Consider the following 11,575-nt stretch of genomic DNA (forward strand, 5'->3'; position numbering starts at 1 on the left):
GGGTTTGGGGGTCTTGAAGACTGCCCAACCCCCGGGCGACACCGTCAACGGGGGAGGCTGCGGCGGGCGTAGGTGTCGGCGAGACCGAAGACCTTTTGGCCGTACTCCGTCGAGTTGTTGTAGGCGAAGACGGCGGCCCACCAGCCCTTGGCGTCGCTGAGGTCGCGGTTGGCGGAGCAGAGGTAGCGCGCGGCGGTGACGGCGGCGTCGTCGATCTGCTGGGGGTCGGCGCGGCCGTCGCCGTTGCCGTCGGCGGCGTAGCGCTTCCACGTGCCGGGGATGAACTGCATCGGCCCGACGGCGCGGTCCCACGTGGTGTCGCCGTCGAGGGTTCCGCCGTCGGTGTCGGGGATGGCGCGCACGTTGGGGCCGCCGTCGAGCGGGATGCCGATGATCGGCTTGGACGGCCTGCCCTCCTCGGTGAGGGTGGCCCCGCCGTAGCGGCCGTGGTTGGACTCGATGCGGCCGATGCCGGCGACGGTGGCCCAGGACAGGCGGCAGCGCGGGCGCTCAACGCGCATGGCCAGGTCGGCGAGGGCGTAGGCGCGCAAAGCACGAGCGGGCACGTCGACGGTGTCGGACAGGCGGTTGGCCCACTCGGTCAGGGAGTCGCGCGCGGCGGGAGAGCCCTGCGGGGTGGGCTGTTGCTGGTCGGGCACGACGCCCGCGTCACCGGGCACGACCGAGCCGGGCCGCACGGGGGCGGCGGTGACCGGGGTCTCGGGTCGGTTGTCCCGCGAAGGCGTCACCAGATCGACCAGAACGGCCAAGCCGGCCCCGCCGACGCCGAGCACGAGGACGACGATGAGCAGCCGCCCCAGCAGCGAACGACCGCGACGCGGCGGGGTCGGCGACAGCACGGGGGCGGGGGTTACCACCCGGTCAGGTTACGTGCACTTGAAGCCCAGTGGTCGGGCTCAACGGCTCAACCTGCCATAACGATCAGCGCGGTCGAGGACGTCCTGGGCGTAGCGGCGGCTCTCGTTGTAGGTCAGCACCCCGCGCCACCAGCCGCTCTCCGTGCCCAGGTCGCCGCCGGAAGCGCACAGGTAGCGGGCGGCGGCGAGGGCGGCGTCGTCGAGGTCGTTGGGGTCGGCGCGCCCGTCGCCGTCGGCGTCGGCACCCCAGGAGCGCCAGGTCGTCGGGATGAACTGCATCGGCCCGACGGCGCGGTCCCACACGGTGTCCCCGTCGAGCACTCCGCCGTCGGAGTCCGGGATCGACTTCACACCGGGCCGCCCGTCCAGCGGGAGCCCTCGGATGGGCACGGTCGGCCTGGCCTCGGCGTCCAGTCGCGCGCCGTTGAAGCGGCCGTGGTTGGACTCGACCTGGCCGATGCCCGCGAGCAGGGTCCAGGTGATCCGGCAGGCCGGGCGCTCGCGCTGGAGCCGCGCGGTCGCGTAGCCGTAGGCCTGCATCGCCGCGCGCGGCACGTTGAGCCGGTCGGAAAGCCCACCGGCCCAGCCGGCGAGCTGCCGCTGGGGCGTCTGGCCGAACACGGTCAGGTGCGCGGCGACCCCGAGCATCGGCAGCGCGGTGCCGCCGTTGGGTGGGGCGTTCGCGGGCAGCAGCGGCTCGGTGGGGCCGGTCGGCTGCTGCCTGGCCGTGACCCCGGCATCACCTGCGACCAGCAGCGTCGCGAGCGTGCACGCCGCCACGCCCAAGGACCCGAGCGCGAGGGCGGACCACCGTTTTCGCCTCCAGGGAACGTCGAAACGCAAGGAAGCCTCCTCTCCAACCACCCAGCGTGCCGGTAACGGAACGGTTTCGGCAGAGTAGACGGGAGGACACGCGCATTGGTCACGCCGCCAGGTGAGAAGGTTCGCCCATCCGATTGACCATGATCCGGTCGACCACCGGACATGGGGAAAATTGTCGGATTTGCCGCCTTGTCCGGGGACATCCCACGCAGAACCCTCGAACGGCACTAGACAGCGCAGGTCAGGCTAACCTAATTTCGCCCGTCGGGTTCGCGACGGGAGGACGTCAGAGTGCTGTTCAGCAACGCCCTCATCGGGCTGCGCGAGGGGCTGGAAGCCGCCCTCGTGATCAGCATCCTGGTGGCCTTCCTGGTCCGCACCGACCGCCGCTCCGCGCTGCCGCTGGTGTGGACCGGCGTCGCCGTCGCGATCGGGCTCTCGGTCGCCGCGGGCGCCCTGCTCACCTTCACCGCGGCCAGCCTCAGCTTCGAGCAGCAGGAGGCCTTCGGCGGCTTCGCGTCGATCGTCGCGGTCGCCCTGGTCACCGGCATGATCTTCTGGATGCGCCGGACCGCGCGCTCGCTCGCCGGTCAGCTGCGCGACAAGCTCGACCAGGCGCTGGACATCGGCCCCGTCGCGGTGATCGCGGTGGCCTTCCTGGCCGTCGCCCGCGAGGGCCTGGAGACCGCGCTGTTCTTCTTCTCCAGCGTGCAGGCAGCGGGCGGCGGAACGCTGGAACCGTTGCTGGGCTTCGTGATCGGCATCGTCGTGGCGGTCGTGCTGGCGTGGCTGCTCTACCTCGGGGCCGCGCGGGTGAACCTGGCGAAGTTCTTCACCGTCACCGGCGTCCTGCTGGTCTTCGTCGCGGCGGGCGTGCTGGCCTACGGCGTGCACGACCTCCAGGAGGCCGCGATCCTGCCCGGCCTGTACACCCTGGCCTTCGACGTCAGCGAGTACGTGCCAGCCGACTCCTGGTACGGGACCCTGCTCAAGGGAATCCTCAACTTCTCCCCGCAGACCACCGTGCTCGAAGCCGTGGTGTGGGGCTCCTACGTCCTCGTCGTGCTCACCCTTTTCCTTGCCCCGCAACGCAAGCGCACTCAGGAGACCGCACAGTGAACAGAAAGCCGTACATCGCAGCACTGGCGCTGGTCGCGCTCTCCGGATGCGGCTCCCCCGCAGGGAACGGCGGCCCGATCGCGGTGCGCGCAACCGACTCCGAGTGCGCGGTCGCCAAGAACACGACGGCGGCCGGGACGATCACCTTCGAGGTGGCGAACAAGGGCACCAAGGTCACCGAGTTCTACCTCTACGCAGAGGGCGACCGGATCATGGGCGAGGTCGAGAACATCGGCCCCGGCCTGACCCGCAAGCTCAACGTGGAGGTCTCCGAGGGCGGCAAGTACACCACCGCCTGCAAGCCGGGGATGAAGGGCGACGGCATCCGCGCCGACTTCACCGTGACCGGCGGCGCGGCCAAGGCGGTCGACGGCGACGCGAAGCTGGCCGAGGCGACCAGGAGCTACCAGCGCTACGTGAACTCGCAGTCCGACGCGCTGCTGGCGAAGACGACCGAGTTCGTGAACGCGGTGAAGGCGGGCAAGGTCGAGGACGCCAAGGCGCTGTTCCCGATCGCGCGGACGTACTGGGAGCGGATCGAGCCGGTCGCGGAGAGCTTCGGCGACCTGGACCCGAAGATCGACGGTCGCGAGGACGTGATCGAGGAGGGCCAGGAGTTCACCGGCTACCACCGGCTGGAGAAGGACCTGTGGGTGGACGGCCTGAAGCCGGACTCGAACTCGATCGCCGACCGGCTGCTGGCCGACGTGAAGGAGATCGTCGAGCGCGCGAAGAAGGTCGAGCTGACCCCGTTGCAGCTGGCCAACGGCGCCAAGGAACTGCTGGACGAGGTCGCGACCGGCAAGATCACCGGCGAGGAGGACCGCTACTCGCACACCGATCTCTGGGACTTCCGGGCCAACGTGGACGGTGCGCAGGCCGCCGTCGCCTCGCTGCGCCCGGTGCTCGTCGAGCGCGACGCCAAGACCCTGTCCACTGTGGAGGAACGGTTCTCCGCGCTGGACAAGCTGTTGGAGAAGCAGCGCAAGGGCGACGGGTTCAAGCTCTACACCGAGCTGACCGAGCCGGAGAAGAAGGAGCTGGCCGCGGCCGTCGACGCGCTCGGCGAGCCGCTGAGCAAGGTCGCTTCGGTGGTGGCGAGCAAATGACGGGCGTCTCCCGGCGCAGGCTGTTCGGCTACGCGGGCGCGGGGGTCGCGCTCGCCGGTGCCGCCGGTGCTACGGCCGGTGCCCTTGCCGCACAACCGAAATCTGTCCCGCACGTGGTGCCGTTCCACGGTGAGCACCAGGCCGGGATCACCACGGCGGCGCAGGACCGGCTGCACTTCGTGTCCTTCGACGTCACGACGGACAAGCGCGCCGAACTCGTGGATCTGTTGCGCGAGTGGACGATCGCCGCCGAGCGCATGACGAAGGGCGAGGAGGCCGCCGACCGGGGCGCGGTGGGCGGCCCGCAGCACGCTCCGCCCGCGGACACCGGTGAGGCGCTCGGACTTTCGGCCGCCTCGCTGACACTGACCGTGGGCTTCGGACCCTCGTTGTTCGACAAGCGCTTCGGCCTGGAGTCGGCCCGTCCGGCCGCGCTCGCGGACCTGCCGAGGTTCCCGCTGGACGACCTCGACCCCAAGCGCAGCGGCGGCGACATCTGCGTGCAGGCGTGCGCCGACGACCCGCAGGTCGCGGTGCACGCGGTGCGCAACCTCGCGCGGATCGGCTTCGGCGCGGTGGCCGTGCGCTGGTCGCAGCTCGGGTTCGGGCGCACGTCCTCGACCACGCAGGACCAGGCCACGCCGAGGAACCTGTTCGGTTTCAAGGACGGCACGAACAACATCAAGGCGGAGAACCCCGAGGAGCTGCGCGATCACGTGTGGGCCCGCGAGAGCGACGGTCCACAGTGGATGGTCGGCGGGAGCTACCTGGTCGCGCGGCGCATCCGCATGCACATCGAGACCTGGGACCGGACCTCGCTGGCCGAGCAGGAGGCGATCGTCGGCAGGAAGAAGGGCTCCGGCGCGCCACTGGGCCAGGCCGAGGAGTTCGACCCGGTCGACCTGCACGTGAAGGGCGCGGGCGGGGTGCCGCTGATCGCCGAGGACTCGCACGTCCGGCTGGCGGCGGCGGAATCGCTGGGCGGGGTGAAGATCCTGCGCCGCGGCTACAACTTCACCGACGGCTCCGACGGCTTCGGCCACCTCGACGCGGGGTTGTTCTTCATCTGCTTCAACCGCGACCCGCGCACGCAGTTCGTTCCCATGCAGCAGGCTCTGTCCACTCGGGACACAATGATGGAGTACTTGAAGCACAACGGTTCCGGGTTGTTCGCCTGTCCCCCGGGCGTGCGGCCAGGAGAATTCTGGGGACAGCGACTCTTCCAGTAACCAGGCTGGCTCGTTTCCCCTTTCACCGCAGGAGAAGGAGCCAACCCATGGGTGCGCCCTACCCACCGATCGAGCCCTACGACCACGGTCTGCTCGACGTCGGTGACGGGAACCTCGTCTACTGGGAGACCTGCGGGAACCCTCGCGGCAAGCCCGTCGTGGTGGTCCACGGCGGGCCGGGATCGGGGTGCACGGCCAACCCGCGGAAGAACTTCGACCCCGAGCGCTACCGGATCATCCTGTTCGACCAGCGCGGTTGTGGGCGCAGCCTGCCGCACGCCAGCGATCCGGCGACGGACATGAGCGTCAACACCACCGAACACCTCATCGGTGACATGGAGAAGCTGCGCCAGCACCTCGGCGTCGAGCGCTGGCTGATCTACGGCGGCTCATGGGGCGTCACGCTCGCGCTCGCCTACGCGCAGCGCTTCCCCGAGCGCGTGTCCGAAATGGTGCTGATGTCGCTGAGCACCACCCGCCGCCGCGAGCTGGACTGGCTCTACGGCGGGGTCAGCCGCTTCTTCCCGGAGGCGTTCGAGCGGTTCCGCGACACCGTGCCCGAGGCCGACCGCGACGGCAACCTGATGGCCGCCTACGCGCGCCTGATGGAGGACCCCGATCCCGAGGTGCGCGCGAAGGCCGCGCAGGAGTGGTGTCTCTGGGAGGACACCGTGCTCAGCCTGGAGCCCAACAGCTCGGCGAGCCCGTTCACCGGACGGCCTTCGGACTCCACCCTCGCGCTGGTCCGGATCATCACCCACTACTACTCGAACGCGGGGTGGCTGGAGGAGGGCGTGCTGATCCGGGAAGCCAAGCGCCTCAAGGGAATCCCGGGTGTGCTGATCCACGGGCGCCAGGACCTCAGCTGCCCTGCGGAGACCGCGCACGCGCTCGCGGCGAACTGGCCCGACGCCGTGCTGCACGTGGTGGACGACGCCGGGCACAAGGGCGGCGGCGACACGCGCAAGCACCTCTTCGACGCCTTGGAGCGCTTCGCCACCACCTGACGCAACACGGCGGGCGACCCCCGACTCAGGGGCCGCCCGCCGAGTTCAGGTCAGGACAGTTCGGGCAGCGCGGGGAGGGTGACCGCCGGGGTTTCCTCCAGCGCCTCCAACGCCATCCGGATCGCGGTGTCCAGCTGCGGGTCGCGGTCGTTGACCCAGTCCTGCGGAGCCATCACGACCTCGACGTCCGGGTCGACGCCGTGGTTCTCCATGCCCCACTCCACGCCCTTGATCCACGTGGCGTAGCGCGGCTGCGTGACCAGCGTGCCGTCGACGAGGCGGTAGCGGGAGTCGATGCCCACCGTCCCGCCCCACGTGCGCACGCCGACCACCGGCCCGACGCCCATCGCCTTCGCCGCCGCGTTGACGATGTCACCGTCGGAGCCGGAGAACTCGTTGGCCACCACCACGACCGGCCCGCGCGGGGCGTGCAGCGGGTAGCTGCGCGGGTGGAAGCCATCACGGCCGACCTGCCAGCCGACCACGCGCCGAGCCAGTTTTTCCACCACCAGCTGAGAAAGGTGCCCGCCGCGGTTCTCGCGGACGTCGGCGACGACGGCCTCGCGAGCGGTCTCCACGCGGAGATCGCGGTGCAGCTCGGCCCAGCCCGCCCCCATCATGTCCGGGACGTGCACGTAGCCGATCCGGCCTTCGCCGACCCTGTCCACATAGGACCGTCGGTCGGCCACCCACGCCTGGTAGCGCAGGGCTTCCTCGGAGGCGAGCGGCACCACGACGACGCGCCGGGACTCCCCGCCGTCACGCGGGCCGACGGTCAGCTCGATCGCCGTGTCCGCGGTACCCGCGAGCAGCGGCCCGGGGCCGGACTCCGCGTCGACCACGCGGCCGTTCACCGCGATCAGCGCGTCGCCCTCGCGGACGCCGACACCGGGCGCGGCCAGCGGGGACCGCGCGTCGGGCACGGAGGACTCGCCGGGCAGGACGCGCTCGACCCGCCACACCCCGGCCTCATCACGGGCGATGTCCGCGCCCAGCATGCCCATTCGCCGCGCAGCCGCGTTCGAGCGAGCGGGCGGCATCACGTAGGCGTGCGAGGCGCCCAGCTCGGCCTGGACCTCCCACAGCATGTCGACGAAGTCGTCATGGCTGCCCAGTCGCTCCACCAGCGGCTCGTACCGGTCGAGCACGCCCGCCCAGTCGATGCCGCTCATGTCCGCGCGCCAGTAGTGATCGCGCATGAGGCGGCCGTTCTCGCGGAAGGCCTGGCGCCACTCGGCTCCCGGGTCGATGACCACGCGCACCCTGGCCAGGTCGACCTCGATGCGGTCGTCGCCCGCGTCGCCGTTGGACTTCGCCTTGCGGTTGGCGGGGAGCACTCGCAGCCCACCGCTGTCGCGCACCACGATCCGCTTGCCGTCACCGCTGACCGAGTACCAGTCGAGGTCGTCGACCAGTTCTTCGGCCGAGCGCTTCTCCAGGTCGAAGAACTCCAGCGAGTTCGGCTGCGCGTCGACACCGCTCGCACCGTCGTCGTCGAGCACGCCGTTGACCGGGTAGCGCAGCCACAGCAGTCCACCCTCGGCCGCGCTCAGCCCGTAGTAGCGGCCGGTCGGCACGGGGAACGCGACCACGCGCGCGGACAGGCCCTCGATGTCGACGGTGACCGTGACCGCGCGGTCGTCCTTCTTCTTGCCGTCCTGCTCGTCGTCGGAGTCCGGGGTGTACGGACGCCCGTCCAGCTGCGGCCCGAACGGCGAGCGGGTCGTCGCACCCAGCGGCACCAGGTACGGTCGCCCGCCGTTGGCGAAGGACATGTCGAAGACGTGCTCGTCGTAGATCGGGTCGAAGCTGCGCTTGGACAGGAAGGCGATGTGCTTGCCGTCCGAGGTGAACGCGGGCGAGTAGTCGACGAAGCGCAGCGGCGTGACGTCCACAGTGGACAGATCGTCCACGCGGGCGAGCCTGATCTGCCGCAGCGGCCAGGCTCCCGGCTGCGACCACGCCACCCACTCGGAGTCCGGCGAGAACACCGCGTCGTCCGGGTCGCCCTCGCCACCGGCGGCCAGCTCGCGCAGCCCACCGCCGTCCACGTCGACCAGCAGCAGCCTGCGGTCGTGCGTGGTGACCGCGATCGTGCTGCCGTCGGGCGAGACCGCCAGATCCAGCACCCGGCCGAGCTGGCCGGAGGCGAGCCTGCGCGGGGTCACGCCCGCCGCGCGCCCGGCGACCGGGCTGATCTCCAGCGCGTCCTCGCCGTCCGCGTCGGTCACCCACACCACGCGGTCGTCACCGAGCGGTCGCGGCAACCGGCCGCGCACGCCGGGCTCAGCTGCGAGGGCTCGTACCGGCCCGTCGCGGTGGGTCAGCCAGTGCACGGTCCCGCGCACCTCGACCGCACTCGCGCGTCCCGTGCGGTCCGGAACCGCCGCGCCGAGGTGCTTCGCGGTGGGCACCGGCGTCGGCTGGCGGAACGGCCTCGGCCCGGTGAGCCGCACGTCGAGCTCGCGCGGCTCGGCGTCCAGACCGTCGAGCAGCCACAGCGACCCGCCGCTCTGGTAGACCACCCGCGAGCCGTCCGTGCTGGCGTGCCTGGCGAAGAAGTCCTCGTGCGAGCTGTGCCGCCGCACGTCGGAGCCGTCCGGGGTGCACGAGTAGACGTTGCCGAAGCCCTCGTGGTCGGAGATGAAGACGATCCGCCCGTCCACCCACATCGGCCGGACGAGCGAGGACCGCAGCTCCGGCAGGACGCGGTCGAACTCGCCGTCGCCGGTGGTGTCGACCCAGAGCTTGCCCGCCGTGCCGCCCCGGTAGCGCTTCCACCACGCGGGTTCGGCGTTCGCCGCCGAGCTGAGCACGACCGCTCCGTCTGCCGCGACCGCGACACCGCTGACCGGGCCGTAGGGCAGGCGGGTCGCGGGGGCTCCGTCCACGGGCACGGCGCGCGCCCAGGTGTGCCGGAGGCTCTGCTCGCCGACCGCGCTGAGCGCGAGGACGTCGCCTTCGGGCGTCCAGCCCAGCACGGTGGCTTTGGGATCGCCCCAGTAGGTCAACCGCTTGCCGAGCCCTCCGGCGACCGGGACCACGTGGACCTCGGGGGCTCCGTTGAGCCTGCTGGCCCAGGCGAGCAGTTCGCCGTCCGGGGAGAAGCGGGGATTCGCGGCGGGAACTCCGTCCGCCGTGACCCTCCAGGCGCGGCCGCCGTCGAGCGGGGCCAGCCAGACGTCGTCCTCGGCGACGAAGGTCACCAGATCGTCGTGCACGTGCGGAAAGCGCAGGTACCCATCTGTCACCGCACCGACGTTAGTCCCTGACCCCGTTACCCGGTCGTGAACGGACCCGCACGGTATTCACTCTTCAACACCCACCGAAGCCCTGAACGACCCGTTTGGTGCGTTGAGCGCACTGAACGGGTCGTTCAGGGCTCAAACGGCCGGGGTGGAGGGGGTGGGCCAGTGGGTGCGCCAGCCGGTGGGGCCCATGGTGGCGGGGTCGAGGCCAGCGGCCTTGGCGGCGCGCTCGGCCGCGCGGACGTCCTCGGCGTAGCGGCGGGCGACCACGCGCAGCTCGTTCTCCGGGTCCTCGCCCGCGAGCTTGGCCAGTGCGGCGACCACGAACAGGGTCGCCCCGGTGCCGTCGCCGTCGGGGAGCAGGTCGGCGGGGAAGCCGGCGCGCGCGGTCCGCTGGGCGAGCTTGGCGGCGAGCGCCACCGCGGGCTGACCGAGAGCTACACCGTCCACAGTGGACTCACGGCGCTTCTCGGCCTGCTTCAGCTCCTCCCAGCGCACTTCCTGGGTCTCGGCGTCGCGCACGGCGGGGTCTCCGCCCGCGAAGACGTGCGGGTGCCTGCCGACGAGCTTGGCGACGAGGTCTCCGGCGACCTCGTCGACGGAGAACGGGTCGGCGGGGTCCTCGGCGGCCACCCTGGCGTGGAAGAGCACCTGGAGCAGCACGTCGCCGAGCTCCTCGCGCAGCGCCTGCCGGTCGCCGTCCTCGATCGCCTCCAGCAGCTCGTAGGTCTCCTCGACCAGGTACTGCCGGAGCGAGTCGTGGGTCTGCTTGGCGTCCCACGGGCACCCGCCGGGCGAGCGCAGCGTGTCCATCACCGCGGTGGCCTCGACGAGCGCGGCACCGGCGGGTTCGGGCGTGCCGATCACCCGCGCGCCGGCTTCGTGCAGTGCCGCCGCCGCCGGGTCGGTGAGCACGGTCGCGATCACCACGACCGGCTCGTCGGCAGCGCGGCGGAGCAGCTCGGCGGGGTCCGGGGCCGGTTCCGCCGCGGCTTCCTCGGCGGCGCCGGGGGTGGCGTAGACGGCCGACGCGGCGCGGAGCGCGGGAAGCGCGGCGGCGGGCAGGACGGGGCCGAGTCGCGGGCTGAGCAGGACGATCGCGCAGCCCGCGGCGAGCGAGGAGGACGTCACGACCGGGGCGCGGTGGCCTTGAGCTGGAGGGTGGCTCGCTCCAGCGTGCTCGTCACGAGCTGTGCGGTCGTCAGGTCCCATGCGCCGTAGCGCGGGTTGATCCGCATGCCGAGCTCGTTGCCGAGGATCGAGGCCATGCCCCTGCCGAGGGTGCCGACGATCTGCCCCTGCGCGGCCGCGGCCTCCGGGTTCGCGGCGCTGGTCGTCTTCGTGTCGCGCTTGTGGACGTAGGCGACGGCCCACCGGCTGGTGGGCGTGGCCTGCTGCTGCCGCTGGCCGGAGTTGTCGGCGAGCGGGAAGGCGACGACGGTGTTCTCGCCGGTCGCGAAGAGCGGGCTCACCGCGAGGACCGGGCTGGCCTGGGAGAACGAGACGCGGAAGTTGCTTTCGGCCTGCCGCTTCTTCGCGGCCTCCGCCTTGACGAGCTGGGCGGTGGCGGCCGGCCCCTTGGCCATCTGGTTCGCCTTGGCCACGGCGTCGTCGCGGCTGTCGGTCACGACGATGTCGGTGGTGACGGTGGTGCGGTTGGCGTACTTCTTGCCGATCTCGGTGGCCAGCATGTCGCCGCGGATGCGCTCGCGCAGGGTCTGCGTGTCGTAGGCGGGGAAGGCCTCTTCCGGGAGGCTGTTGCCGGCGAGGCTGGCGATCACCGAGTCCACCATGCCGTTGTCGACCTGGACGCCTTCGCGCTGGGCGAGCCGTTCGAGCAGTTCGAGCCGGACCAGCACGCTGAGCAGGCCCCGTCCGGCCTGGTCCAGCTTGTTCTGGGACTGCAACCGCAGGTACTCGGGGTCCTGGGCGGCGAGGCCGCCGTCGATCCGGCGCTGCACCTCGGCAACGCTGATGACCTTGTCGCCGATGATCGCGGCGGCGTTGGGCTGCCCGGCACCGGTGCTGCACCCGGTGAGCAGGAGACCGGTGGTGGCCGCCAGCGCGGCGACCAGGCGAGAGGAACGGCTGATGGCCTTCACGGTGTCGTACCTTCTCACGCTCGGGGTGGGCATGGGGTGCAAGGGTTGGCCAAGCATCGAA

At 71.5% G+C, this 11,575-nt stretch carries 9 protein-coding genes; 4 read left to right on the top strand and 5 right to left on the bottom strand.

Translation table 11 applies throughout. The features are described from left to right. Positions 1 to 44: 44 nt before the first annotated feature. Entirely contained in the window at positions 45 to 878 is an 834-nt protein-coding gene (locus CCN37_RS12390; protein WP_086820894.1) for a lytic transglycosylase domain-containing protein, read from the bottom strand. Positions 879 to 917: 39 nt separating this feature from the next. Then, a complete protein-coding gene (locus CCN37_RS12395; RefSeq protein WP_246842980.1) occupies positions 918 to 1,721 on the bottom strand; it encodes a lytic transglycosylase domain-containing protein in 804 nt (267 codons plus the stop codon). 270 nt (positions 1,722 to 1,991) lie between these two features. On the opposite strand from CCN37_RS12395, the gene efeU reads away from it, so the two are divergent. Genes efeU through pip form a run of 4 tightly spaced genes read left to right on the top strand, consistent with a single transcriptional unit; the run spans position 1,992 to position 6,164 of the window. Further along, the gene (efeU, locus tag CCN37_RS12400) at positions 1,992 to 2,819 is read left to right on the top strand and encodes an iron uptake transporter permease EfeU (protein WP_086820895.1); all 828 of its coding nucleotides are present in this window, start codon (positions 1,992 to 1,994) and stop codon (positions 2,817 to 2,819) included. After that, on the top strand, positions 2,816 to 3,928 hold the full coding sequence (gene efeO / locus CCN37_RS12405; RefSeq protein ID WP_086820896.1) for an iron uptake system protein EfeO: 1,113 nt from the start codon (positions 2,816 to 2,818) through the stop codon (positions 3,926 to 3,928). The genes efeU and efeO overlap by 4 nt, the downstream gene beginning before the upstream one ends. Further along, positions 3,925 to 5,157: an iron uptake transporter deferrochelatase/peroxidase subunit gene (gene efeB, locus CCN37_RS12410; RefSeq protein ID WP_086820897.1), complete on the top strand. Its 1,233-nt coding sequence runs from the start codon at positions 3,925 to 3,927 to the stop codon at positions 5,155 to 5,157. Before efeO ends, efeB begins: the two co-directional genes overlap by 4 nt. 47 nt (positions 5,158 to 5,204) lie before the next feature. Further along, a complete protein-coding gene (pip, locus tag CCN37_RS12415; RefSeq protein WP_086820898.1) occupies positions 5,205 to 6,164 on the top strand; it encodes a prolyl aminopeptidase in 960 nt (319 codons plus the stop codon). 50 nt (positions 6,165 to 6,214) lie between these two features. On the opposite strand, the gene CCN37_RS12420 is transcribed toward pip, so the two are convergent. The 3 genes from CCN37_RS12420 to CCN37_RS12430 all read right to left on the bottom strand — a co-directional run bounded on the left by CCN37_RS12420 (position 6,215) and on the right by CCN37_RS12430 (position 11,514). Continuing rightward, positions 6,215 to 9,415 carry a S41 family peptidase gene (locus CCN37_RS12420; RefSeq protein ID WP_086820899.1) on the bottom strand — a complete coding sequence of 1,067 codons (3,201 nt, stop codon included), beginning with the start codon at positions 9,413 to 9,415 and terminating at the stop codon, positions 6,215 to 6,217. A gap of 132 nt (positions 9,416 to 9,547) precedes the next feature. Next, the gene (locus CCN37_RS12425) at positions 9,548 to 10,543 is read right to left on the bottom strand and encodes a MazG family protein (protein ID WP_246842981.1); all 996 of its coding nucleotides are present in this window, start codon (positions 10,541 to 10,543) and stop codon (positions 9,548 to 9,550) included. After that, complete coding sequence (locus tag CCN37_RS12430; protein ID WP_086820901.1) at positions 10,540 to 11,514, bottom strand: SurA N-terminal domain-containing protein; 975 nt, start codon at positions 11,512 to 11,514, stop codon at positions 10,540 to 10,542. The genes CCN37_RS12425 and CCN37_RS12430 overlap by 4 nt, the downstream gene beginning before the upstream one ends. Positions 11,515 to 11,575: the final 61 nt, after the last annotated feature.

Source organism: Allokutzneria sp. NRRL B-24872 (assembly GCF_002155965.1).
Classification (GTDB): domain Bacteria; phylum Actinomycetota; class Actinomycetes; order Mycobacteriales; family Pseudonocardiaceae; genus Allokutzneria.

Coding starts and splice junctions, on each gene's coding strand:
- efeB (WP_086820897.1), top strand. CDS start 3,925: ATGACGGGCGTCTCCCGGCGCAGGCTGTTCGGCTACGCGGGCGCGGGG.
- pip (WP_086820898.1), top strand. CDS start 5,205: ATGGGTGCGCCCTACCCACCGATCGAGCCCTACGACCACGGTCTGCTC.